This is a genomic window from Alloalcanivorax xenomutans (assembly GCF_900217905.1).
GTDB lineage: Bacteria > Pseudomonadota > Gammaproteobacteria > Pseudomonadales > Alcanivoracaceae > Alloalcanivorax > Alloalcanivorax xenomutans.
Genome location: NZ_OBMO01000015.1, coordinates 67,081 through 92,039, shown reverse-complemented (window position 1 = coordinate 92,039; position 24,959 = coordinate 67,081). Strand labels below are relative to the sequence as shown.

Annotated in this window: 24 protein-coding genes; 21 read left to right on the top strand and 3 right to left on the bottom strand. The window is 62.0% G+C overall.

Translation table 11 applies throughout. The annotated features are described in order from the left end of the window. Nucleotides 1-23 precede the first annotated feature (23 nt). Nucleotides 24-374: a flagellar protein FlaG gene (locus tag CRO06_RS13155; protein WP_022995650.1), complete on the bottom strand. Its 351-nt coding sequence runs from the start codon at nt 372-374 to the stop codon at nt 24-26. A 258-nt stretch (nt 375-632) separates the two neighbouring features. Then, the gene (locus CRO06_RS13150; RefSeq protein WP_097058615.1) at nt 633-1,526 is read right to left on the bottom strand and encodes a LysR family transcriptional regulator; all 894 of its coding nucleotides are present in this window, start codon (nt 1,524-1,526) and stop codon (nt 633-635) included. Nucleotides 1,527-1,663: 137 nt separating this feature from the next. On the opposite strand from CRO06_RS13150, the gene bla reads away from it, so the two are divergent. Then, nucleotides 1,664-2,560 (top strand): class A beta-lactamase, encoded by an 897-nt coding sequence (gene bla / locus CRO06_RS13145; RefSeq protein ID WP_097058614.1) that lies wholly within the window; start codon nt 1,664-1,666, stop codon nt 2,558-2,560. Between the two features lie 147 nt (nt 2,561-2,707). Here the strand turns inward: bla and CRO06_RS13140 are convergent, their stop codons facing one another. Further along, nucleotides 2,708-3,823, bottom strand: a complete 1,116-nt coding sequence (locus tag CRO06_RS13140) for a FliC/FljB family flagellin (protein WP_097058613.1) — start codon at nt 3,821-3,823, stop codon at nt 2,708-2,710. Nucleotides 3,824-4,154: 331 nt separating this feature from the next. On the opposite strand from CRO06_RS13140, the gene fliD reads away from it, so the two are divergent. The 20 genes from fliD to flhA all read left to right on the top strand — a co-directional run bounded on the left by fliD (nt 4,155) and on the right by flhA (nt 24,939). Further along, a complete protein-coding gene (fliD, locus tag CRO06_RS13135) occupies nt 4,155-5,504 on the top strand; it encodes a flagellar filament capping protein FliD (protein ID WP_022995646.1) in 1,350 nt (449 codons plus the stop codon). Nucleotides 5,505-5,618: 114 nt separating this feature from the next. Next, complete coding sequence (fliS, locus tag CRO06_RS13130) at nt 5,619-6,044, top strand: flagellar export chaperone FliS (protein ID WP_022995645.1); 426 nt, start codon at nt 5,619-5,621, stop codon at nt 6,042-6,044. After that, nucleotides 6,041-6,457, top strand: coding sequence for a flagellar protein FliT (locus CRO06_RS13125; protein WP_026948661.1), 417 nt, complete (start codon nt 6,041-6,043; stop codon nt 6,455-6,457). The genes fliS and CRO06_RS13125 overlap by 4 nt, the downstream gene beginning before the upstream one ends. Then, a complete protein-coding gene (gene fliK / locus CRO06_RS13120) occupies nt 6,454-7,542 on the top strand; it encodes a flagellar hook-length control protein FliK (protein ID WP_097058612.1) in 1,089 nt (362 codons plus the stop codon). The genes CRO06_RS13125 and fliK overlap by 4 nt, the downstream gene beginning before the upstream one ends. After that, complete coding sequence (locus tag CRO06_RS13115; RefSeq protein WP_097058611.1) at nt 7,535-7,822, top strand: EscU/YscU/HrcU family type III secretion system export apparatus switch protein; 288 nt, start codon at nt 7,535-7,537, stop codon at nt 7,820-7,822. Before fliK ends, CRO06_RS13115 begins: the two co-directional genes overlap by 8 nt. A 331-nt stretch (nt 7,823-8,153) precedes the next feature. Continuing rightward, nucleotides 8,154-8,480, top strand: coding sequence for a flagellar transcriptional regulator FlhD (gene flhD, locus CRO06_RS13110; protein WP_097058610.1), 327 nt, complete (start codon nt 8,154-8,156; stop codon nt 8,478-8,480). A 3-nt stretch (nt 8,481-8,483) separates the two neighbouring features. Continuing rightward, nucleotides 8,484-9,056 (top strand): flagellar transcriptional regulator FlhC, encoded by a 573-nt coding sequence (flhC, locus tag CRO06_RS13105; RefSeq protein ID WP_097058609.1) that lies wholly within the window; start codon nt 8,484-8,486, stop codon nt 9,054-9,056. Nucleotides 9,057-9,332: 276 nt separating this feature from the next. Continuing rightward, on the top strand, nt 9,333-10,220 hold the full coding sequence (motA, locus tag CRO06_RS13100) for a flagellar motor stator protein MotA (RefSeq protein WP_022995639.1): 888 nt from the start codon (nt 9,333-9,335) through the stop codon (nt 10,218-10,220). Beyond that, nucleotides 10,217-11,077 carry a flagellar motor protein MotB gene (gene motB, locus CRO06_RS13095; RefSeq protein ID WP_022995638.1) on the top strand — a complete coding sequence of 287 codons (861 nt, stop codon included), beginning with the start codon at nt 10,217-10,219 and terminating at the stop codon, nt 11,075-11,077. The genes motA and motB overlap by 4 nt, the downstream gene beginning before the upstream one ends. Before the next feature lie 2 nt (nt 11,078-11,079). Beyond that, nucleotides 11,080-13,083, top strand: coding sequence for a chemotaxis protein CheA (gene cheA / locus CRO06_RS13090; RefSeq protein WP_026948663.1), 2,004 nt, complete (start codon nt 11,080-11,082; stop codon nt 13,081-13,083). After that, nucleotides 13,080-13,580 (top strand): chemotaxis protein CheW, encoded by a 501-nt coding sequence (locus CRO06_RS13085; RefSeq protein ID WP_022995636.1) that lies wholly within the window; start codon nt 13,080-13,082, stop codon nt 13,578-13,580. The genes cheA and CRO06_RS13085 overlap by 4 nt, the downstream gene beginning before the upstream one ends. Nucleotides 13,581-13,631: 51 nt before the next feature. Further along, nucleotides 13,632-14,870 carry a methyl-accepting chemotaxis protein gene (locus CRO06_RS13080; protein WP_425319673.1) on the top strand — a complete coding sequence of 413 codons (1,239 nt, stop codon included), beginning with the start codon at nt 13,632-13,634 and terminating at the stop codon, nt 14,868-14,870. Then, on the top strand, nt 14,863-16,524 hold the full coding sequence (locus CRO06_RS13075; RefSeq protein WP_097058607.1) for a methyl-accepting chemotaxis protein: 1,662 nt from the start codon (nt 14,863-14,865) through the stop codon (nt 16,522-16,524). The genes CRO06_RS13080 and CRO06_RS13075 overlap by 8 nt, the downstream gene beginning before the upstream one ends. Before the next feature lie 19 nt (nt 16,525-16,543). Further along, nucleotides 16,544-17,371, top strand: a complete 828-nt coding sequence (locus CRO06_RS13070) for a CheR family methyltransferase (RefSeq protein WP_097058638.1) — start codon at nt 16,544-16,546, stop codon at nt 17,369-17,371. A 129-nt stretch (nt 17,372-17,500) separates the two neighbouring features. After that, entirely contained in the window at nt 17,501-18,553 is a 1,053-nt protein-coding gene (locus CRO06_RS13065) for a protein-glutamate methylesterase/protein-glutamine glutaminase (RefSeq protein ID WP_022995632.1), read from the top strand. Between the two features lie 33 nt (nt 18,554-18,586). Next, on the top strand, nt 18,587-20,338 hold the full coding sequence (locus CRO06_RS13060) for a methyl-accepting chemotaxis protein (protein WP_022995631.1): 1,752 nt from the start codon (nt 18,587-18,589) through the stop codon (nt 20,336-20,338). 25 nt (nt 20,339-20,363) lie between these two features. Beyond that, nucleotides 20,364-20,753 carry a chemotaxis response regulator CheY gene (gene cheY / locus CRO06_RS13055; RefSeq protein ID WP_097058637.1) on the top strand — a complete coding sequence of 130 codons (390 nt, stop codon included), beginning with the start codon at nt 20,364-20,366 and terminating at the stop codon, nt 20,751-20,753. 90 nt (nt 20,754-20,843) lie between these two features. Continuing rightward, entirely contained in the window at nt 20,844-21,500 is a 657-nt protein-coding gene (gene cheZ / locus CRO06_RS13050) for a protein phosphatase CheZ (RefSeq protein WP_097058606.1), read from the top strand. 200 nt (nt 21,501-21,700) lie between these two features. Continuing rightward, nucleotides 21,701-22,858: a flagellar biosynthesis protein FlhB gene (flhB, locus tag CRO06_RS13045; RefSeq protein ID WP_080531358.1), complete on the top strand. Its 1,158-nt coding sequence runs from the start codon at nt 21,701-21,703 to the stop codon at nt 22,856-22,858. Further along, a complete protein-coding gene (gene flhA, locus CRO06_RS13040; RefSeq protein ID WP_022995627.1) occupies nt 22,855-24,939 on the top strand; it encodes a flagellar biosynthesis protein FlhA in 2,085 nt (694 codons plus the stop codon). Before flhB ends, flhA begins: the two co-directional genes overlap by 4 nt. The last annotated feature ends 20 nt before the right edge of the window (nt 24,940-24,959 follow it).

Here is a 24,959-nt window from a genome sequence, read left to right as displayed (position 1 = left end):
CCGTTGGCAAGCCCGCTCCCACGCTACACCTCCAGCCGCAACAGCCGTCCTTTCATTTCTTCCATGCGTTGATAGGCATTGAGCGCTTCCTCCGGGGGGATCTGCCGGATCACCTGACCGCTTTCCCGGTCCACCACCAGAATGATGGTCCGCCCGGAATCATCGCTGAGATCGAACTGCACGCCGTAGGGGCGCAGTACTTCGTTGATCCGTTGCACCGGTTCCACCAGGCTGTCGTGGTCCGGTTCGGGCTGGCGGGTTTGCGAGTCGGTCAGGGGTAACTGGGCCAGCACTCGCTCCACCCTTTGCCGGGCGGATTGAAAAGAAAACTGCGATGGCAAAGACGAAGCCAACGGGTCCACCGGAGCGCTCATGGCGATGATCCTTCTTGGTTTTCACGAGTAGCGTTTGACGAAATTATCGGCGTGCTATGAAAAAACTTTAGAGGGAAAGGGGCGCCGCTGGCATGTCTGTTTCCCGCAAATCAGACTACGAAGCCGCTGTGGGAAGCTGCCTTGGCAGCGAATGGGTTTCAGGCCCCAAGATTCGCTTGCAGCGGCCCGCCGCAGCTCCCACAGGGGCTTCGTGGCATGATCTTTGGGAGCCAGCCTGCTGGCGAATGGCGCGCGGGATCATCTCGCCAACGCCGCGGGGCCGTACCCGCGCAAAGACTGTTCCAGCCAGGCGCGAAGCTGTCCCATGGCCGGCGTTTCCTCCCGTGATTTCAGTTTGGTCAGCCAATAGCGGCCGGTATCCACGGCCAATTCGAAGGGTTGTTTCACCCTGCCTTGCCCGAGTGCCTCCTGGAACATCGCCACCGGTAACAGGGCCACGCCTTCGCCGCCGGCGGCGGCTTCCAGCAGCAGGGTGGAGGAATCAAACATACCGCCCCGGGGTGCCGGTGGCGCCACGCCGGCGGCGCGGAACCAGCGCTCCCACTCATCGCGGCGAAAGGAGCGCAGCAGTGGCACGCCATGCAAGTCCGCTGGTTGCTTCAATCGGTCCGCCAGGGCCGGGGCGCAAACCGGTGACAGCGGTGCCTCCAGTAGTGGCAAAGCATCGGTGCCATGCCAGGCGCCATCGCCGAAACGAATGAAATAATCCAGCCCCTCGGCAACGATATCCGCCACGTTGTTATTGGTCTTCAAACGCAAATCTATGGACGGGTGGCGATCGCGGAAATTGGACAGGCGCGGCAGCAGCCAGCCGATGGCAAAGGTGCCCACCACGCCGAGGGTGACCACTTCCTGAAAGCGCCCTTCCTGCAAACGGGTGACGGCGCCGCTGATGCGATCAAAGGCGTCGGTCAGCACCGGCAGCAGGGCGTGACCTTCGTCGGTGAGTGCCAGCCCCCGGGGGAGACGGGTAAAGAGGGTAACGCCAAGTTGGTCTTCCAATGCCTTGACCTGATGGCTGATGGCGGTTTGGGTGACGTTCAGCTCCTGTCCGGCGCGAGTGAAGTTACACAGCCTGGCGGAGGCTTCGAAGGCGCGCAGGGCGTTCAGGGGCAGTTGCGGGACATCCATGGGAGTGACAAGGCCAAGGTTTTCTCATATCTGAGTGGAGAATTGATCGTTTGTCAACGCGCCGGCGGCTTCCCATAGTAGCCGTCGCGACCGGAAGGAAAGGGCCGAAGGCGCGCTAACGACAAGGAGAACGGGACATGAGTGCGGAACTGTCACGCAGAGGCTTCTTGGTGGGCTCCATGCTGGCGCTACCGGCCGTGGGGTTGGCGGCGAAGGCCTCCGATCACGGTAAGGTGAGCGACGCGCTGGGCCATCGCTGCCAGGAGTGGGAGCGGCGGCATGGTGGCCGTATCGGGGTGGCGGTATGGAATCTTGCTACTGGCTATCGTGCCGGCCACCGCGTGGATGAACGCTTTCTGATGTGCAGTACCTTCAAGGCGCTGGCGGCGGCGCTGGTGCTGGCGCGGGTGGACCAGGGCCAGGAGAGCCTGGATCGGCGGTTGCTGGTGTCCCGGAAGGATCTGGTGGGCTGGTCGCCGGTGACCGAGAAGCGAACCGGAGAAGGGGGCATGACCGTGGCGGAGCTGTGTGAAGCGGCGGTGGCCTGGAGCGATAACGGCGCCGCCAATCTGCTGGTCAAGGGCTTTGGCGGTCCCGGGGCGCTGACGGAATTTCTGCGTGAAAGCGGCGATCCGGTAACGCGGCTGGACCGGCTGGAGCCGGAGCTGAACGGCTACGGCGGCGCCGATAAGGAAAGCGACACCACTTCTCCGGGGGCGATGTTGGATACACTGTACCGGCTGCTGTTCGGCGAGGTGCTTTCCGCCCATGGCCGAGCGCAACTGGCGGCATGGATGATCGTCAACAAAACCGGTGACCGGCGGCTGCGTGCCGGCTTTCCGGCTAACTGGCTGGTGGCCGACAAGACCGGTACCAGCGGCGATGAACTGGGCTACAGCAATGATATTGGTGTGGCCTGGTCGCCGGCGCGGGGAGCGGTATTGGTGACGGTGTATTGCGAGATGCCGAAGGCGGAAGCCGAGGCGCGGGACCGGATCATCGCCGAGGTGGCGGAGATGGTGAGCGGGGGGTAGAAGAGGCCGCTCGAAGCCGCTGTGGGAGCTTGCCTGCAAGCGAACCGGGTAGGGCGGCGGCCACAAAAAAAGCCCCCGAAAAACGGGGGCTGATGCGAAGGTGAGCGCAAAGGCGGCACCCGGCGAAGCGCCGGGCGCCGATAAGCATTAACCCAGCAGGGACAGCACGGACTGCGGTACCTGGTTGGCCTGCGCCAGCACGGAAGTACCGGCTTGCTGCAGAATCTGCGCACGGGTCATGTTGGACACTTCCACCGCGTAGTCGGCGTCCTCGATACGGGAACGGGCAGCGGACAGGTTGGTTTCGGTGGTGCCCAGGTTAGTGATGGCGGACTCGAAACGGTTCTGCATGGCACCCAGCTCGGAACGCAGGGAATCCACGGTGCTCAGAGCGGTGTCCAGGGTATCCAGCGGATTGGCGGTTGCGGTCAGACCCGCTTCCGCGTCGGCGTCGTATGCATCCTTGGCGGCTTGCAGACCTGCGGCATCGGTGAAGTCGTGGGTTACCACACCAGTAGTGCCGTCAACATCGCCGGCGGCAATTTTGTACATGTTGCCGTCTTCGTCTTTGATCGCATATTCAGCGTATTTGCCGGTGGTGGAGTCGTAAGCGCCGTAGCCGTGCAGGGTGACGTCACCGGCCGGACCGTTGGCGATGCCGCTTAAGTCGATCTGAGTGGTGGTGGTGTTGCCTGCGCCGTCATCGGTAGTGATTTCGGTCAGGGAACCGGACAGAGAGCCTACATTAAAGCCGCCGAGCTTCAGGGTGGTGGAGTTGATCTCTTTCAGGTTCAGGGTGATCTTCTCTCCATCGTTGGCGCCAACCTGAATGGACAGATCCTGGTTGCTGGCCAGCACTTTAACGCCGTTGAAGTCGGTTTCTTTGGAAATGCGGTCGATTTCAGACAGGCGCTGATTGATTTCGTCCTGGATTGAAGTCAGGTCGGAGCCGCTATTGGTGCCGTTCTGTGCCTGAACAGTCAATTCACGGACGCGCTGCAGATTGTCGTTGATCTGGTTCAGAGCGCCTTCCGCGGTTTGTGCCACGGAGATACCGTCGTTGGCGTTACGTTGAGCCTGGGAAAGGCCGGTGATCTGGGAGCTCATGCGGTTGGCGATGGCCTGGCCGGCGGCATCGTCCTTGGCGCTGTTGATACGCAGGCCGGAAGACAGCCGCTCCATGGAGGTTTGCAGAGCGCTCTGGGAACGGCCCAGGTTCTGCTGGCCGATCATGGCGGTAATGTTGGTGTTGATGACTGACATATCAGTGTCCTTTTGCTGGTGACCAAATCGGTTTAGCTACACCGGCGGCTCCCGGCGGGAGCGCCGCAACGGCGCGGGCCGTTACTCAGTCTTTCGGCGGTTCACCGGGGAGCTTTAGGGAGCAGACGAAAAAAAGCACCTCAGAACCCGAAGAAGCCGCCCATCCACCCTTCTAATCGGTGCTTCACTTTTTGCCAAAGACGCTAAAGTCCGCCGTGGTGGGGCCGATAGCTGAGGTAAGCGGTGAGGATCCGGAAGGCCTCACGCCGGGGAAAAGCCTGTCCCCTTTCGCACCTTCCGTTTCACTTTCCTGCCAGGAGAAGGAAGCACTATGGCCAGCATCGCATCTTTAGGCGTCGGGTCCGGCCTGGATCTGAACGGGTTGTTGGAACAGCTGGAGTCCGCCGAGCGGCAAAAGCTGACCCCGATCACCAACCAGGCGGCCAGCTACCAGGCGAAGATTTCCGCCTTTGGTACCCTGGAGAGCGCCCTGGACAAATTCCGTGACGCCGCGGAAGCGCTCGGCGAAGAAGACAGCTTCCGCAGCGTGGCCACCAACCAGACCGGTGAATCGGTTACCTTCACCACCGGTACGGATGTGGCGTTGGGCAGCTTCGATATCAATGTGACCCAGCGTGCCCGCGCTTACAGCATCGCCACCCAGGGGGTGGCCGATAAGGACGCGGACCTGGGGGCGGGATCGGTCTCCATTGATCTGGCCAACGGTGAATCCCTCGAGGTCACCTTGAGTGAGGACAAGAGTTCTCTCAAGGATCTGCGCGATGCCATTAACGACCAGAACAAGGGCGTGCAGGCCTCCATCGTCAATGACGGCAGCGGCACGCCCTATCGACTGGTGATGACGTCGGCGAAGACCGGAACGGAAGAGGCGATCAGCGGCGTCAGCTTCTCCGGCGGGCTGGGTTCCGCGCTGTCTCTGGATGGCGCCTCCGAGGTGACCGCCCGCAATGCCGAATTCACCATCAACGGCATCGCCATGCAGAGCCAGAGCAACAAGGTGGAAGACGCCATCCAGGGCGTCACCTTGAATCTGGTGGAAGAAGGCGAATCCAGCCTGGATATCACCCGGGACACGGATGCGATCAAAAAGGCGGTCAACGATTTCGTCTCCGCTTTCAATAACCTCAAGGAGAGTATCGGAAGCCTGACCAGTTTCAACAGTGAAACCGGAGAAAGTGGCGAGCTGATAGGGAATTCCACGGTGCGCCGTATTGAGTCCGAATTGCGCGGAGTGTTGAGCGCCGGCGTGGACGAGGGCGAATACCGGGTGCTGGCGGACCTGGGGGTTTCCTTGCAACGGGATGGAACCCTGAAGGTCAATGACGAGGATCTCGACGAAGCCATCAGCAACAATCTGGAAGGGGTGTCCCGTTTCTTCGTTGGCCGTGATGAGAACGACGGCATCATCGGCAAGCTGGACTCCGCGCTGGAGGACATGCTGGAAGATGACGGCATGATTGACCGCGTCACTGAGGGCTTTGAAACCAGCATCGACAGTCTGTCGAAACGCTACGACCGCATGGAGCAGAGCATTGCCGCCACTGTCGAGCGTTATCGTACGCAGTTCCAGAAACTGGACAGTATGGTGGCGCAAATGAATGCCACCAGCAGCTATTTGACCCAGCAGTTCGACATGCTCAATGCACAGTTGAAGCAGTAAAAATTGAAGCAGTAAACAAGACCTGAAAGGCTGACGAAGCGGAGGCATGGGGCGAAACCATGAGGGTTTGTCCGTGCCGGTTGGGCTTTCCATGCCAGGTTGGGAGCGCAGATCATGAACAATACCGGTGGTCATTCCGCCTTTGCCCGCGGAGCCGGCGCCTACGCCAGAGTGGGAGTGGAGAGCGGTGTGATGTCCGCCAGTCCACATCAATTGATTACCTTGCTTTTCGATGGGGCGCAAAGCGCCATCCGCACCGCCCGCCTGCATTTGCAGGATGGCCGCGCCGCGGAAAAAGGCGCGGCGATCTCCAAGGCGCTGGACATCGTCAACAATGGTCTGAAGGCCGCGCTTGACCAGGAGCGTGGTGGCGAGTTGGCCGAGCGTCTGGCGGCGTTGTATGACTATGTGGCGCGGCTGCTGCTGGCAGCCAACCTGCATAATGACGATGAGCGTCTGCGGCAGGCGGCGGAACTGCTGGAGAATATCGGATCCGCCTGGCGTGAAATTGATCCACGACGCTCCGCGGAGGGGGTATGAGTAACCAGAATACGGACACTGTGCCGACCCCCGAAGGGGTGTTGGTGAGCTATGAGACCCTGCTTGCCCGGTCCACCCGGATGCTGGCCTGTGTGCGGCAGAAGGACTGGGATGCACTGGTGGATGAGCAATCCCGCTATGTGCTGGAGGTGGACCGCCTGTCCCGTATCGAACGGGATTTGTCCTTCAATGTGGAGGAGCAGGAGCGCAAGGCGGCGTTGCTGGAGCGGATTCTCGAACAGGATCTGGAGGTGCGCCGTTGCCTGATGGCGCGTCGCGACGAGCTTGATCAGCTGCTCGGCACCAGCCGGCGCCGCCAGGACCTGCATCGCACCTATCAGTCCCATTCCGCCCAGGTAGTGGACGGCCGCGCGCGCTTTCATCGCGACCCGTTGCTTAAAGGGACACCGTGAGCACCATCACGCCGTTGCTCGATACCTTGCTGCACCAGGTGCTCGGGCGACGGATGGATGGGCCAGCGCCAACGCCGCTCAATCAGCCGGTCACTCCCCTGGTGCCGGGGCAGGCGGTGGAGGCGCTGGGACGCGACGAGCGTCCGCCGTTAACACCGAGATCAGCAACGCCGAAGTCACCGGGGGTGGCGGAGACTGGCGCCCGGGATGCGGCCAAAGCCGGGGAGCGGGCACCGTTGCCCGCGTCGGCATCGGACACCGCGCCGGTATCCGCCAGAACCCATTTCAGCGGCGCTGCGCGCGCCATCGCCGATCTGTTGATCCGTTATCCGGCGCCGCCTTCCGCCGTGCGGCCGGCAGAGCCGTTGTTGCCCGGGCCGCCGCTGTCCACCGCTCCGTTGGCGGCGGCGTTACGAGGCAGCGTGGAGCACAGTGGCCTGTTCTACGAATCCCACCTCGGCGAATGGTTTCGCGGTGAGCGTCCACTGGCGGCGTTACGGCCGGAGCCACAGATGCGCCTTGCCACCATGGCCGCCTCTGTCACCTCCAAGTCCGCCGCGGCGCCAGCTCCTCCATCGGTCAAGGGGCAAGAGGGCATGGTGAATGCCGGAGGCCGGGAGATGGAAGGGGAGCCGCGAGCGGCCGCGGCGGGCGGACACCGTGGCCCCGCCGGCGTGGAGGAGAGTGTGCAGCCCGTGGTGCGCCATCAGTTGGAGTTGTTGGCGACGCCGGTGTTGCGCTGGGAAGGCGACCTCTGGTCGGGACTGTTCGCCGCGCTGCTGATCCAGGCCCCGCCACGAGAATCCCGGCCCGACGGCGACCCTGAAAACCCGGGCCGTTCCGGTGAGGAGGAGGGGGCCTGGCTGTCGCAATTGGAAGTGCGCACCGAAGCGCTGGGTGAAATTCGGGTACAGCTGCGGTTGCACGGCGGCCATTTGAATCTCGAGCTGGCGGCGCCCCGGGAGGAAACCCTGACGCGTCTGCGTGAAGGGCAGCCGGTGCTGCGGGATCGCCTCGAGGCCCTGGGGTTGCAGGCAACGATCAAGGTGGTGAATCGTGATCTGGAGCAAAACGCCAATGAGTGAGAAGGGCGATACTTCGCGCCGCCGGGCGGTGGCTCTGGCCTATCGGGAAGGCGAGGGTGCTCCGAGGGTAATGGCCAAGGGCTACGGTGACGTGGCCGAGCGGCTGGTGGAAGAAGCCCGCCGCCATGGTGTCTTCGTCCATGCCGCGCCGGAACTGGTGGCCTTGCTGATGACCGTCAATCTGGACCAGCGGATTCCCGAGGCCCTGTATCAGGTGGTGGCGGAGTTGCTGGTCTGGGTGCATCAACTGGAGCAGGACCCGCCAGGGGGGCAGACATAAAACCAGCCGGTTCGCCGCCGTTTCCCGCATTCTCCCTTCTCTATCCCGCAAGAAGTCGAAAGTTTGAAATAATTCAAAAGTGGTATGTGAAATGCATCACTATTTTGGTACTTTAGTGTGATGCTCGTCACGCTAAAAGCTTAGTCGTGACCGAACGTCACGACCCAGAAGCCCCGCCGGGACAACGCTATCACCGGTGCTGACGAGCAGGCTCCCGCCGCCATCGAAACGATGCCGGCGGGTAAGACTGATGGATCGGGGGATCGGGAGTCCTCGGCCAAAGCGGGTCAGGGACTCTCTCGGTATGGGTACCGAAGGAGCAAGCGCAACAATGAACGTCGATAACGTACTGAATGAAATTCAGGATCTGAATCTGACCTATCTGCTGCTGGCGCAACGCCTGCTGCAAGAAGATTACGCCACCGCTGTGTTTCGTTTGAAAATCGACGAGCCCATGGCGGAGGTGTTGTTGTCTCTCTCCGCGCGTCAACTCAGCCGCCTGGCACGTACCAACCAGTTTCTGTTTCGTCTCGGGTTGGACGATGCCGGCCAGTTGCAAGCGCTGACCAATCACAAGCGAGAGCAGGGACTGGAGCAGACCCATGCCGCCCTGTTGATGACCGCCACCGGCGATGCCGTGGCCGCGCGGCAAGGGTGAGACATGAGTGAAAAGAGTCTGGTTGGCGAGATGCAGCAGGTGCAGCTCGCCATCGAACTGATTGAACTGGGCGCCCGGCTGCAGGTGCTGGAATCCGAGACCGAGCTCAGCCGAGGCCGACTGATCCGTCTGTACAAGGAAGTGCGGGGCATGTCACCGCCGAAGGGTATGTTGCCGTTTTCCACGGACTGGTTCATTACCTGGCTGCCGAACATTCACTCGTCGTTGTTCTATGGCTTTTTTCGCCACCTCACCGTGCATCAGCGATGCGGGCGCATGGAGGGGTTCGTCAAGGCCTACCGGCTGTACCTGGAGCAAATGGCATTGGATGGCGCCGAGCCGGTACTGGGGCTGACCCGGGCCTGGACCCTGGTGCGGTTCTTCGAAAGCGAGATGTTCGAGTTGTCCGCCTGTACCTGTTGCGGGGGGCACTTCGTCACTCATGCTCATACCCCGACACAGAATTTCGTCTGCGGTATTTGTCAGCCGCCATCACGGGCGGGCAAGACCCGCAAGCGGTCCCGACGGACAGGGCCGCTGCTGGACGATGATGCCATATCGGCCTCCTACGCCTAGGAGGTTGCCCGTTGCAGGGGATTCTCTGATCTCCTGCAACGCGAATGTGGCCTCCGGTGTTGTTTCATTCGCTTGCAAGCAAGCTTCCCACAGTGACTTCGCCGTCCCATCCATGGGAAGCGGCCGGCTGGTTACGGCAGGTTCAACGAGAACCACCACACCCACGCACATTCCCCCTAAAGCCTTACCCATTCCTGCCGATACAGAAATGAGAGTGTTCGTAAACCGCGCCCCCGGGAAGCGGTGAACTGATCCAGCGGCGTAAGGAATCCGGTTGTGCTGATCCCCATTGGTTTCATCATCGTGGCGTTCTCCGTGTTCGGCGGCTTTTTCCTGGCCGGCGGTCATCTCGGTCCGCTCTATCAACCCAGTGAAATCATGATGATCTGCGGTGCCGCCGTGGGGTCCTTCATCGCCGCCAACAATGGCAAGGCGATCAAGGCCACGCTGCGTTCCTCGTCTCAGCTCAAGCGCACCACCCGTTACGGCAAGGAAACCTATATGTCGTTGATGTCGCTGCTGTACAAGCTGCTGTCGAAGATGCGCCGTGAAGGGGTGTTGGGCATTGAGCGGGACATCGAAAACCCGCAGGACAGCGATCTGTTCGCCGACTATCCGGAGCTGCGGGAAGATCCGATGATAATGGGGTTCATCACCGATTACCTGCGGCTGATGATCAGCGGCAGCATGGACCCGCACGAGCTCGATGAGCTGATGGCGCATGAAATCGAGGCCTTCGAGGACGAAGCGCATATTCCCGCCGATGCACTGTCCAAGGTCGGGGACGCCTTGCCGGCTTTCGGTATCGTCGCCGCCGTGCTCGGGGTGGTGAAGGCGCTGGGGGCCGCCGACGCCGGCGTGGACGCCATGGGTTATATGATCGCCCAGGCTCTGGTGGGTACGTTTCTGGGTATTCTGCTGGCCTATGGTTTCGTCAATCCGCTGGCCAGCCGTATCGACCGGCAGGTTCGCGAGGGCGTGAAGATGCTGCAATGCATTCGCGTCACTCTGCTCGCCAACCTGAATGGTTACGCCCCGCAACTGGCGGTGGAATTCGGTCGCAAAGCTCTGCACACCAGCGAGCGGCCCAGCTTCAGTGAGCTGGAGGATCATGTGCGCGGCGCCCCGCGTGATGACAAGGGCGTGGGTGTGGGTGAAGCATGAGCGAAGCCGTTCGTCGCATCGTCGTTCGCCGCCGCTCGCGTCGTACCGAGGCGCACCACGGTGGCAGCTGGAAGATCGCGCTGGCCGACTTCATGACGGCTTTGATGGCGCTGTTTCTTGTGTTGTGGATGATCTCCACCGCCACGCCGCAGCAATTGCAGGGTCTGGCCGAATATTTTCGCACGCCGCTGAATGTGGCGATGACCGGTGGCGATCGCAGCACCGCCAGTACCAGTGCCATCCCCGGTGGCGGCGATGATCCCGCTCACGCCAAGGGAGAACAGGCGCGCATTGATCTGCGTGACCAGACCCGGCCGGCGGAAATGCAGCGTCAGTTCCTGGAATTGCAGCGCCGTATCGAGAGCACTATCAATGCCGACGACAGTCTGCGCGAGCTGCGTCAGCAGATGCGTTTCGACGTCACCCCGGAAGGGCTGCGCATTCAACTTCTGGATACCGATCCCCGCCCCATGTTCCATCTTGGCAGTGACCAGGTGGCGCCTTATATGCGTGAGCTGTTACGCACGCTGGCGCCGCTGCTCAATGACCTGCCCAATCCACTCAGCATTACCGGCCACACCGACAGCGTGCCTTACGCCAACGGTGAACGCGGCTACAGCAACTGGGAGTTGTCCGCCGACCGTGCCAATGCCAGTCGCCGTGAACTGATTAGCGGTGGTCTGGCGCCGGACAAACTGTTGCGTGTGGCCGGTCTCGGCGATCGCGTGCCGATGGCCGGCAGCCACCCCGGTGATCCGGTGAACCGCCGTATTACGCTGCTGGTGCTGAATGAGCAGGCGGCACGCCGTATCCGTGCCGAAAGCGAGCCCGCCAGCCGCGCCCCGCTACAGGAGTAACCATGGATATCAGCGATTTTTACAGCACCTTCTTTGAGGAAGCGGAGGAATTGTTGGGGGACATGGAAGCCCATTTGCTGGCGCTGGACGTCGACAATCCGGATATGGAGCAACTCAACGCCATCTTCCGGGCGGCCCACTCCATCAAGGGGGGGGCTGGTACTTTCGGATTCGAGGCGCTGCAGAGGACCACCCATTTACTGGAGAACCTGCTCGATTACACCCGTCGCGGTGAACTCACGCTGCGTCGTGACATCGTCGATACCTTTCTGGAAGCGAAAGACATGCTACACGACCAACTGGACGCCTATCGTCAAGGCGTGGAGCCGGACGCGGAGGCGATGGCCCGTATCTGTGAGGTGCTGCAGAAGCTGGCGCTGGAGGAAATTGGTGAGCCGGCGGGCGATGTGGCTCCCGCTACCACGGTGGCTCCGTCCACGCCGCCGCCGGCCAGTGGCGGGGCTGGACAACCCCTTAGCGTGGCTCTGCTGGGCGTGTCGGAAAGCGATCGGAAACTGCTCATCGAGGAGTTGGGTCAGCTTGGCGATGTGCTGGAAACGCGAGGTGAAGACGACCGCTACGAGGTGTTGATGCAGTCCACCGCCAGCGCCGATGACATCGAGGCGGTGATGTGTTTCATCGTCGAGCCTGAGCAATTGGACATCCGCAGTATCCCTCCGGAACAGCTGCCGGTGCCGGTGAAAGCGCCGGAGCCGCCTCCCAAAGCCGAAACCAAACGCGCCGCGCGGCCGGCCGTCGACAGCCGGGACAGCGGCGCCAATTCCTCGATCCGGGTTCCGGTGGCCAAGGTCGATCACATCATCAACCTGGTGGGTGAACTGATCATTACCCAGTCGATGCTCAATCAGGTGGTGGAGGATTCCGAATTCACCGGCGATGGCGGCTTCGCCTCCGGCCTCAGTCTGTTGCAGCGTACCGCCCGGGATCTTCAGGAAGCGGTGATGTCCGTGCGGATGGTGCCTATGGACTATGTGTTCAGTCGTTTTCCGCGTCTGGTACGCGATCTGGCCGGCAAGCTGGGCAAGGATGTGGAGCTGATTACCGAGGGCAAATCCACCGAGCTGGACAAGAGTCTCACCGAACGCATCATCGACCCTCTCACGCATCTGGTGCGCAACAGCCTGGATCATGGCCTGGAAACGCCGGAGCTTCGTGCCGCCGCCGGCAAGCCGGGCACCGGCCGCCTTACGCTCTCCGCGCAGCACCAGGGCGGCAATATTCTGATCGAAGTGAGCGATGACGGCGCCGGCCTGGATCGCGAACGGATTCTTGCCAAGGCGCGCAGTAATGGGCTGCCGGTGTCCGACAACATGAGTGACGAGGAAGTCTGGCAGCTGATCTTCGCGCCGGGTTTCTCCACCGCCGAGGCCGTCAGTGACGTTTCCGGCCGCGGGGTCGGCATGGATGTGGTCAAGCGCAACATCCAGGCCATGGGCGGCCATGTGGACGTACTCTCCGAAGCCGGCCAGGGCACCCGCACCCGCATCGTATTGCCATTGACCCTGGCCATTCTTGACGGCATGTCGGTGCGGGTCGGTGAGGAGACCTTCATTCTCCCGGTCAGCGCGGTGATCGAATCGCTGCAGCCGCGTGCCGATGACCTCTACACCATGGCCGGCGGTGATGTGCTGCTGAAAGTGCGTGAGGATTATCTGCCGTTGGTGGCCTTGCACCACGCCATGGAAGTGTCCGGCGCGGTGACCGACCCGACCTCGGCCATTGTTGTCATCGTACAAGGCGAAGGGCGCCGCTATGCCTTGCTGGTGGACGAACTGGTGGGCCAGCAGCAAGTAGTGGTCAAGAATCTGGAAACCAATTACCGCAAGGTTCCCGGAGTGTCCGCCGCCACCATTCTCGGTGATGGCAGCGTCGCGCTGATTCTGGATATCCCCGATCTGCACCGTCTCAGCCAAAGCAAGAAAGCGAGTGACGCGGTCGCTCGAAACTCCACTGTCCTTTCCTCCAAGGAGGTTTCCGCATCATGAGCAACCTGGTTTCCGTCAATCCCGTCAAGAAAGCCGCCGAGATCAGCAGCCGTGAATTCCTGGTGTTCTCCCTGGGTGACGAGGAATACGCCATCGACATTCTCAAGGTCCAGGAGATACGGGGTTACGAGAACGTCACCCGCATCGCCAATGCGCCGGATTTCATCAAGGGGGTGGCCAACCTGCGTGGCGTGATCGTGCCGATTGTCGATCTGCGTCTGAAATTCCGCCTGGCCAGTGCCGACTATACCCAGCAGACGGTGGTGATCGTCATCAATATCGGTACCCGTGTGGTGGGTATCGTGGTGGATCAGGTGTCGGACGTGATGACCCTGACCGCGGAGCAGATCAAACCGCCGCCGGAGTTCGGTATCAGCCTGCCTTTGGACTACATCCATGGGCTCGGCAATCTGGAGGAACGCATGCTGGTACTGGTGGACATCGAGAGACTGCTCACCAGCGAGGAACTGGCCATCGTCGAGCGCGTTGGTGAATAACAGCCTGCTTATGGTCTCTATGAGACGAGTGAGATAACCATCGTGAAAGTAATGGATAACATGACGGTCAAAGTAAGTTGGGGACTGGTTCTGGCCGCGTTCTCGCTGTTGATCCTGATCCTGAGCGCGCAGAGTGTGTACATTCTCAATCAGAGCCATGACGCGATGATCCGGCTGGCGGCGCAATCCGGTGACGCCGGCAGTCAGGCGCTGGCTGCTTTCGACACCTACGCCGCCACGATGCGCTGGGGGATAGGCGTGGTGATCGCGGCATCCGTGGTGCTGGTGGTGATCGTGCTGTGGGGCGTGACCGTGAATGTTATCCGGCCATTGCGCAAGGTAGTGGGGCACTTCGAACGGATGGCCAAAGGCGATTTGTCGGAGCGGATCGAGGCGCGTGGCGATAACGAAATTGGTCAACTGTACGCGGCCTTGTCGGATATGCAGCAAAGCCTGTCCCGAACCGTCGCCACCGTGCGCGACAGCAGTCAGGGGATCTATCAGGGCGCGGGTGAAATCGCTCAGGGCAATAGTGATTTGTCCTCGCGCACGGAACATCAGGCGGCGTCGCTGGAACAGACCGCCGCCAGTATGGAGGAGCTCACCTCGACGGTGGAGCAGAACGCCGACAATGCCCGTCAGGCCAGCCAGTTGGCCGCCAGCGCTTCACAAACCGCGCAGCGCGGCGGCGAGGTGGTGGGCGAGGTGGTGGGCACCATGACTGAAATCAGCGGCAGTGCGCGCCAGGTGACCGAGATCATCGAGGTGATCGATTCCATCGCCTTCCAGACCAACATTCTGGCGTTGAACGCTTCGGTGGAAGCGGCCCGGGCCGGCGAGCAGGGCCGTGGTTTCGCGGTGGTGGCGGGAGAAGTCCGTGCTCTGGCCGGGCGCAGTGGCGAGGCGTCGAAAAAGATCCGTGCATTGATCGAAACGTCGGTGGAGCGCATTGAAGCCGGTACCCGGCTGGTGGATCAGGCGGGCAGTACCATGACCGACATCGTCGAAGCGGTGCGGCGGGTAACCGACATCATGGATGAGATTGCTTCCGCCTCGCAGGAGCAGAGCAAGGGCATCGGCCAGGTGAATCAGGCCATCACACAAATGGATCAGGTTACCCAACGCAACGCGGCTTTGGTGGAGGAGGCGGCCTCGGCGGCCAGTGAGCTGGAAGGGGAAGCCGCGCGGCTGCGGCAAGCGGTGGCGCTGTTCAAGCTGGCCCAGGCGAGAGACGACTCCGCCGATGGTGGCTTTGCCGTCGCTGTCGAGGCTGAGGTGGTGCATGCGTGATAACCAGCCCGTCACTCAACGGGAATACCCTCTGCGCGATGATCACTTTCTGATTTCCCGCACGGATCTGCGTGGCAAGATCACCTATGCCAATCCCGCCTTTATCGAGGTCAGTGGCTTCAGCCGGGAGGAGTTACTGGGCGCGCCTCACAATCTGGTTCGCCACCCGGATATGCCGCCACTGGCGTTTGAAAACCTCTGGAACACGCTCAAGGAGGGCGGCACCTGGGTCGGTGTGATCAAGAATCGCCGCAAGAACGGCGACCACTATTGGGTCAAGGCCCACGTCACACCGATCATGGAAGAGGGTGAAATCAAAGGGTATGTGTCGGTGCGACTGAAACCGGACGCCGACAGCGTGGCCCGGGCGGAGCACGATTATGCCGCCATGCGTCAGGGTAAGGGGCAGCATCTCTCGCTGGAACGGGGTGAGGTTCTGCGGCGGGGACCGTTCGGCTGGTGGCGGCGGCTGGGCCGGCGCGGCGGCGCCTTGCGCCTTGCGGGATTGGTGTTACTGGCCGTGGTGTTGTTGGCGATCAGCAGCGCGGCGGGGCTCTACGGCGCAAGCCATTTGCAGTCGGACGATCCCGTGCGCGGTCGGTTGATCCTCGCGCATGGTTTACTGTTGGCCGCCGGTGTGCCGATGCTGGTGTTGCTTGGCGTGATGACCGCCGGCGCCTTGTTGAAGCCGCTGCATGAGGCGGTGATGTTCACCTTTCAAATCGCCGCCGGCAATCTGGCGGCGCAGCCGCCGAATCGCACCGTGGGCGAAGCGGGGCGGCTGGTGCTGGCTCTGACGGTGATGCAGCGCTGCCTTGGCAGTATCGTCGGCCATGTCAATGAAGGCATCGCGGCGGTGACACCGGCTGCCCGCGGTATCGCCGAAGCCAATCGGGATTTGTCCTCCCATACCGAGCAGCAGGCCGCTTCTCTGCAGCAAACCGCGTCCAGTATGGAACAGATCACCAGCGCGGTACGGCAAAACGCGGACAACGCCCGGCAAGCCAGCGGTCTGGCATCGCAGGCGGCTGGCCAGGTGGCGCGCAGCGGTGAGGTGATGGGCGAGGTAGTCAGTACCATGGAGCGCATCACGGCCAGTTCCAACAAGATGACGGTGATCATCGACAGTATCGACGCCATTGCCTTTCAGACCAATATCCTGGCGCTCAATGCCTCGGTGGAGGCGGCACGCGCCGGCGAACAAGGGCGTGGCTTCGCGGTGGTGGCCAGTGAAGTGCGCAACCTGGCGGGACGATCCGCCGCCGCGGCGAAAGAGATTCGCGATCTGATCGCCAACTCGGGCCGTGAGATCCAGGGCGGCGCCGATCTGGTACACCGGGCGGAGAGCACTATCCGGGAAGTGGTGGCGTCGGTGACCCGGGTCAACGACATCATGGGAGAGATCACCTGTGCGTCCGAGGAACAGAGCTCCGGCATCGCCCAGATCAACCAGGCGGTGACACGGATGGACGAGACCATGCGGCACAACACGCGCCGTATTCAGGGTTCCGCCGATGCCGCCGGCGCGCTGCGGGCCGAGGTCGAGACACTCGAGCATTCCGTGGCGGTGTTTCGTTTGCGCGGCGCCGACCGGGAAGAAGCGGGCCGTGCCCTTCGCGCCGGGCCCCCGCTGGTGATGGATGCGGGGAGCTGATTTGAATCCGACCCAAGATATGGCCGCTTCGTCCCTGTTTTCAGAGCGCGATCTGCATTTTTCCGCCAGTGACTTTCAGGCCATTCGTACGCTGATTTACCAGCGCGCCGGCATTGTGTTGGCGGAACACAAGAAGGACATGGTTTACAGCCGTGTCGGTCGCCTGGTGCGTGCCCGGGGCCTGACCCGTTTCGCCGATTATCTGGCCGGCCTGAAAGCCAGTGGGGAGGGGGGTGAATGGCAGGCGTTCGTCAACGCGCTCACCACCAACCTGACCTCCTTTTTTCGTGAATCGCACCACTTTCCGATTCTGGCCGACCATGTCCGAGGCCGTCGTGATCCGGTCCGGGTATGGAGTGCCGCGGCGTCCACCGGCGAAGAGCCTTATTCCATCGTCATGACGTTGCTGGAAACCCTGGGGGAGCACGCCAACGTGGAGGTGCTGGCCACCGATATCGACACCGAGGCCCTGGACCGGGCCCGGCGTGCCGTCTATCCGCTGGAGCAGGTGGCGCGCCTGGATGACCAGCGCATGCGGCGTTTTTTTCAGAAAGGCAGTGGCGCTCGGGCCGGCTATGCCCGGGTCAAACCCACCCTGGTGGCGAAGGTGCGTTTTCAGGTGATGAACCTTGTCGCCCGGGACTGGCCCTCCGAGCACCGTTTCGATGCCATCTTCTGCCGTAACGTGATGATCTATTTCGATCGTGATACCCAGACCCGGGTCTTGGGACGGCTGGCCGACCGGCTCAAACCTGACGGGCTGTTGTTCGCCGGCCACTCGGAAAATGTCTCCTATCTGAGCGATCGCTTTCGCTCCCGCGGTCAGACGGTGTACTCGCTGGCATGACCGTGACGGTGGCGCTGCTTCGCCAATCCGGCCTCAAGCTTGGCGCGTCACGGCCGATAAGCTAACCAGTAGGACTGTTGAACCAACGCCATTGCATTGTTTTCACCGTAACAGGGGCGGGTTTGGGTTATGGAAAAAATTCGGGTGCTGTGCGTCGACGATTCCGCGCTGATTCGTGACTTGATGCGCGAAATCATCAACCACCATCCCGATATGGAAGTGGTGGCGGTGGCGCCGGATCCCATTGTGGCAAGAGACCTGATCAAACGGCATAACCCGGATGTATTGACGCTGGATGTGGAAATGCCGCGCATGGACGGACTCGACTTTCTGGAGCGTCTGATGCGTCTGCGGCCGATGCCGGTGCTGATGGTGTCTTCACTGACCCAGGCTGGATCGGAAGTGACTTTGCGGGCGCTGGAACTGGGCGCGGTGGATTTTATCGAGAAGCCATCGTTGGGGATTCGCTCCGGCATGCTCGATTACAGCGAACTGATCGCGGAAAAAATTCGCGCCACGGCCCGCTCCCGGCCGCGCCGGGCCAATGAGGCCGGGGTATCGCCGCCGAAGTTGAAGGCACCGATTATCTCCAGCGAGAAACTGGTGATTCTGGGCGCTTCCACCGGCGGAACCGAAGCGATTCGGGAAGTGTTGTCACCGCTGCCGCCGAACAGTCCGGCGATTCTGATCGCGCAACATATGCCTGGTGGGTTCACCCGGTCGTTCGCCGAACGGCTCAACCGGCTCTGCGCGGTGACGGTGAAGGAGGGTGAACACGGAGAGCGGGTGCTGCCCGGTCACGTGTACATCGCGCCGGGGGACGCGCACATGCTGTTGGCCCGTAGCGGGGCGAACTATGTGATCCACCTTGATCAGGGGCCGCCGGTGAACCGTCACCGGCCCTCCGTGGATGTGCTGTTCCGTTCCGCGGCGCAGCACGCCGGCCGCAACGCCATTGGCGTCTTGCTCACCGGTATGGGCAAGGACGGTGCCGGGGGACTGCTTGCCATGCGTGAAGCCGGTGCCCACACCCTGGCCCAGGATCAGGACACCTCCCTGGTGTTCGGGATGCCCCGTGAGGCCATCGCTCTGGGCGCGGCGACCGAGGTGTTGCCATTGGACCAGGTGGCGCCGCGTCTGATGGCACTGGCGGCCGCTTCCGGGCGGGCTCAGCGGGTATAGACAGAACAACCTTGAAAAAAGGAAAGGCCGGCTATGATGAAATTCGTGCGAAATATCAACATCAATACGGCAGTGGCCGGGGCTCTGATTTGCTGTGCGCTTTTGATCAGCGGTCTCGCCGCCATTCGCATCCTGACCAACCAGATGGTGGATTCCTCGATTTCCACCCTCAATCAGGTCAACGTGCAGCAACTGAACCAGGTGGCCCGGGCCACGACCTTGTTGAACCAGGCCCGTATTGAAATGGATCTGGCCGCGGACTATCTGGATAACGGCATGCGGCTGGTGGCGGACAACCAGATTCAGCGAGCCAGTGGTTTCCTGGAGCGCGCCGAGCAACGGTTTCAGAATTTTCTCGATAGCCCGAAAACGGAGATGGGGGCGGCTCGCGCCGACGAACTGGGCAGTGCTTTCCAGGAGGTGCTGCGGTTGGTGAAACTGCAATACGACTATCTGCAAAAGGCCGATTTGCGCACCTACCGTAATTTGCGCCAGGAGTTGCTGACTCCCAACGACAGTCTCAATGACAGTCTCACCGATTTCACCCGCTATGCGGACGAACGCGGCCAGGAGGTCATGGGCCATTACCACCAGCAGACCACCTTATTCTCTTACATCGGCATCGGCATGCTGGTGCTCACCGGTATCATCATGGTGCTGGTGTATCTGATGTTGCGTGGTGTGGTGGTGAAGCCGCTGAGCTGGGCGGTGGAGAATCTGCAGCGCATCGCCCGCGCTGATCTGTCCGAGGACATCAAAGTGCCGGGCAACAACGAAATCGGCAAGCTGTTCACCGCCATGGCGGAGATGCAGCACAGTCTCGGCAAGATCGTCACCGAGGTGCGTGAAAGTGGCAACGCCATCTATGTCGGCGCTTCCGAAATCGCCAGCGGCAACGCGGATCTGTCTTCCCGCACCGAACAGCAGGCCGCTTCCCTGGAGGAGACCGCCACCAGCATGGAACAGCTCACCGCCACGGTGAAGCAGAACGCCGACAACGCCCGGCAGGCCAGCGGCCTGGCCAACGACGCCTCCGGCACCGCCGGTCGTGGTGGCGCCGTGATGGAGCGGGTGATCGGTACCATGCGCGGTATCTCCGACAGCTCCCGTAAGGTGGCCGAAATCACCAGCATGATCGACTCCATTGCCTTCCAGACCAACATTCTCGCGTTGAACGCCTCGGTGGAGGCGGCTCGCGCCGGCGAACAAGGGCGTGGTTTCGCGGTGGTGGCCGGCGAAGTACGTAACCTGGCGGGCAACAGCGCCGATGCCGCCCGGCAGATCAAGGAGTTGATCGAGAGCTCCGTGTCCCAAGTGGACGAAGGCTCGCGTCTGGTGGAGGAAGCCGGTGAGACCATGCGGGAAGTGGTGGCCGCGGTGAAACGGGTCACCGACATCATGGATGAGATCTCTTCCGCCTCCCAGGAACAAAGCGGGGGCATCGAGCAGGTCAGCCAGGCGGTAACGCAAATGGACGAAGTGACCCAGCAAAACGCGTCGCTGGTGCAGGAAGCCACCGCCGCCGCCGCATCGCTGGAAGAGCAGGCCCGGCGTTTGGAAAAAGCAGTGGCCATCTTCCGCCTGCGACCGGAACAGCTTGACTCGTTGTCTCTCTGGCGCAAGCCGGAGCCGGAAGATGACCCGGAAATCTCCGGGGAGATCGAAGGGGATGACGACGACAATGCCGCCAAGCCGGAAAATCCGGCAACGGCGGAAGAGAAAATGAAAAAGGTGGTGCCGCGCCGCGAAGCGGTGACCACCGAGGATGACTGGGAAGAGTTCTGACCGGAATCAAGTAGCGGAGAGCACAATCGTGGACAAGAACATGAGTATTCTGGTGGTGGATGATTTTCCCACCATGCGCCGCATCATCCGCAGCCTGCTCAAGGAGTTGGGATTCGGCAATGTGGATGAAGCGGAGGACGGTCAGGAAGCCCTGACCAAGTTGCGCGGGGGCGGCTTTCAATTCGTGGTATCGGATTGGAACATGCCCAACCTGGACGGTCTGGAAATGCTCAAGCAGATTCGCGCCGATAGTGATCTGAACCAGTTGCCGGTGTTGATGGTGACTGCGGAGGCGAAGAAGGAAAACATCATCGCCGCGGCCCAGGCCGGAGCCAACGGTTACATCGTCAAACCCTTTACCGCCGTCACCCTGGAAGAAAAGCTCAACAAGATCTTCGAGAAACTTGGCGCATAACCCGTTACAGGCAGCATCCGGGAAGGGTGATGGCGCGCCGCCGGCCAGGGCCGGCGGGACGCCAGGCTTCCCGAGGCAGGAGAAAGCAACATGAGCAACGAGGCCGGGCATATCAGCGAAGGGGCGGCCGGATCCGACGATCTGGTCCAGCGTATTGGCCAGCTTACCCGCATGTTGCGCGACAGCATGCGCGAGCTGGGTCTGGATAAGGAGGTGGTCAAGGCGGCGGAGGCGATTCCCGATGCCCGGGCCCGCTTGAACTACGTGGCCACCATGACCGAGCAGGCGGCCGACCGGGCGCTGAACGCCATTGATCGCGCGCAGCCACTGCAGAATCAAATGGCCGCCCGCGCCGGTGATCTGGATCAGCGCTGGCAAGCCTGGTTCCAGGAACCGAAGGAACTGGACCAGGCCCGTGATCTGGTCAATGACACGCGGGCGTTTTTCGGCGAAGTGCCGGATCTGGCTCAGGCCACCAACAAGGAGCTGTTGGAAATCATGATGGCTCAGGACTTCCAGGATCTCACCGGCCAGGTGATCAAGAAGATGATGGAAGTGATCCAGGAGGTGGAGCGGCAGTTGCTGCAGGTGCTGCTGGATAACGTTCCGGAAGGCCGGGAGCGTGATGAAATGCAACGCCGCCGTGACGAGTCGCTGATCAACGGGCCGCAGATCGACGCCGCCAAGGAAGACGTGGTCAGCAGCCAGGATCAGGTGGATTCCCTGTTGGATGAGCTGGGGTTCTGAGGAATCTGCTTTCTGGCCTTGCCCTCTGCGGGAGCTTGCAGGCAAGCTCCCGCAGCGGCTCCGTAGCGCTCTCCGTGGGAAGCGCGCTTGCTTGCGATTCTTTCGAATAACACCCATTCCCTGCCTCTAATCCACCGTTAGCCGTGTCGCCGCTTTGCCGACAATGATGGGCCGAATACCCAGCCCTCCTTGACGGTGCCATGGCGGACGATACCCAGGACCAGGAAAAGACCGAACCGGCCACTCCCCGACGATTGGAACAGGCGCGGGAAGAAGGCCAGGTGCCGCGTTCGCGGGAGCTGGCCACCTTTTTGTTACTGTTCGCTGGGGTCGGTGGTCTGTGGGTCATGTCCGGCCCGTTGTTCGGCCAGCTCGGTCTGGTGATGGAGCAGTCGTTCCTGTTCGAGCGGCGCCAGGCGCTGGACACCGGCCCGATGCTCGGCCATGCGGCGGATCTCGGGGTGCGAACCCTGGTGGCGCTGGTGCCGTTGTTCCTGACACTGCTGGTGGTGGCATTGGTGGCGCCGATGCTCACCGGCGGCTGGTCCATGAGCGCCAAGGCGCTGCAACCGAAGTTCTCCAAACTCAATCCGATAGCGGGCCTGAAACGCATGTTTTCCAGCCAGGCGCTGGCGGAGCTGGCCAAGGCGTTGGCCAAATCGATATTGGTGGGGGGCGTGGCGGTGTTTTTTCTGTTGCGGCACAAAGGAGAATTCATGGCGTTGATGGAGCAGCCGTTACGTCTGGCGATGACCAACGCGCTGACGCTGGCCGCTTCCGCCAGTGGTTTGATGGTGCTGACGCTGCTGGTGGCCGTGCTGATCGATGTGCCTTACCAGCTCTGGAGTCACGCCAAGAAGCTGCGTATGAGCAAGGAAGAGATCAAACGCGAACACAAGGAAAGCGAGGGGGATCCGCAACTCAAGGCGCGTATCCGTTCGCAGCAGCAGAGCGTGGCGCGCCAGCGCATGATGAGCAAGGTGCCCGAGGCGGATGTGATCGTCACCAACCCCAGCCATTTCGCCGTGGCCCTGCGTTACCAGGAAGGCCTCATGTCCGCGCCGCGGGTGGTGGCCAAGGGGGCGGATCAGGTAGCGGCGCGCATTCGCGCTTTGGGCGAGGAACACCGGGTGCCGTTGCTGGAAGCGCCGCCGTTGGCGCGTGCCCTGTATCGTCACGTGGATCTGGACCAGGAAATCCCCGCCGCTTTGTACACCGCCGTGGCGGAGGTGTTGGTCTGGGCGTTCCGTCTCAAGAGTGCCCGCGGCAGTGGTGAAGCGTCTCCGGAGCCGCCACGGGATTTGCCGGTGCCGGATGAGCTGGCGGTGCCCGCCGCCGATCAAGGGAGCGTGTCATGATCGGATCGCTGCTGGGAACGGGAGGCCGTTTATCGGTGAAGAACGTGCCGATGAAGATCATGGCCGGTCCGGTATTGATCCTGCTGGTCATGTCCATGCTGATCCTGCCGCTGCCGCCGTTCGCGCTGGATCTGTTCTTTACCTTCAATATCGCCCTAGCGGTGATGGTGCTGCTGGTCAGCATGTTCACCCTCAACTCCCTGGACTTCTCCGCCTTTCCATCGGTGCTGCTGTTCACCACCCTGATGCGGTTGTCGCTGAATGTGGCTTCCACCCGGGTGGTGTTGATGGATGGACACGAGGGTGGCGACGCCGCCGGTAAGGTGATCGAGGCGTTCGGTCAGTTTCTGGTGGGCGGCAACTTCGCCGTTGGCCTGGTGGTGTTTCTGATCCTGGTGGTGATCAACTTCGTGGTGATCACCAAAGGCGCCGGGCGCATCGCCGAGGTGGGCGCGCGCTTCACCCTCGACGCCATGCCTGGCAAACAAATGGCCATCGATGCCGACCTCAACGCCGGTCTGATCGGTGAGGAGGAAGCCCGCCGCCGCCGTGCCGATGTGGCCAAGGAAGCGGATTTTTACGGTTCCATGGACGGTGCCAGCAAGTTCGTTCGCGGCGACGCCGTGGCCGGGCTGGTGATCATGGTGGTGAACGTGCTCGGCGGTTTGTTGATCGGCATGCTGCAGCACGACATGAGCTTCGCCGAAGCGGGCCGCACCTATGCGCTGCTGACCATCGGTGACGGCCTGGTGGCACAGATTCCGGCGCTGGTGATCTCCACCGCCGCCGGTGTCACCGTGTCGCGGGTCAACACCGATCAGGATATCGGCGAGCAGATCATCGACCAGTTGCTGGTCAATCCCAAGGTAATGTTCCTGGCCGCCGGTGTGATGGGGCTGCTGGGGCTGGTGCCGGGGATGCCGAATCTGGTGTTCCTGTTATTCACCCTCGCGCTGGGGGGGCTTGCCTGGTATCTGATCCGGCGGCGCGACCGCAACCTGGCGGAACAACACATCGAGGCCGCGGCGGCGCCGGAGCCGGAAGCGCCGGAGGCTACCTGGGACGATGTGCGGCTGATCGATACCCTTGGTCTGGAAGTGGGGCACCGTCTGATCCCGCTGGTGGATCATCGCCAACACGGTGAGTTGCTCGGCCGCATCAAGAGCGTGCGCAAGAAGTTTGCTCAGGAGGTGGGCTTTTTGCCGCCGGTGGTGCACATCCGCGACAACCTGGAGTTGGATGCCAACAGTTATGTGATCACCCTCAAGGGGGCGGAAGTGGGACGCGGCCAGGCTTTCCCGGGCCAGTGGCTGGCCATCGATCCCGGTCAGGTATCCGGCACCCTGGAAGGACGTGCCACCCACGACCCCGCCTTCGGCCTGCCGGCGGTATGGATCGACGAATCCCAGCGGGAACGGGCCCAGGTGTACGGTTACACGGTGGTGGATGCCGGCACCGTGGTGGCCACTCACTTCAATCATCTGTTGCACCGTTACGGCGCGGAAATGCTGGGGCGCAAGGAAGTTCAGCAGTTGCTGGACAAACTGGGCGAAGAACAGAAGACGTTGGTGGAAGAGGTGGTGCCCAAGGCCGTGTCGCTCACCACGCTGCAACGCATTCTGCAGAACCTGCTGGACGAGGATGTGCCGATCCGTGATCTGAGCACCATCCTCGATGCCCTGGCCGAGCCGGGCAATGCCCAGACCGACGCGGAAGAACTGACCGCCCGGGTACGCGTGGCCCTGGGCCGGGCCATCACCGACCGCTGGTTCTCCGCCACCGGTGAGCTGGCGGTGATCGGTCTCGACGCCGGCCTCGAACAGGTGCTCGAACAAGCGCTCAACGGCGGTGGCGCGCTGGAGCCGGGACTGGCGGATACGCTGATGAATCAGGCTGGCGCCGCTCTGGAGCGACAGGAGAATGCCGGCTTGCCGCCGGTGCTGGTGGTGGTGCCGGCCCTGCGTGGCTTGCTGGCCCGTTTCCTGCGCCGCCGCCTGCGTCACCTGGTGGTGCTGTCCCAGGCGGAAATCCCCGATGACCGTACCTTGCGCGTCACTGAACTGATCGGAATGCAGCCATGAATGCCGATGAAGGAAGAGGG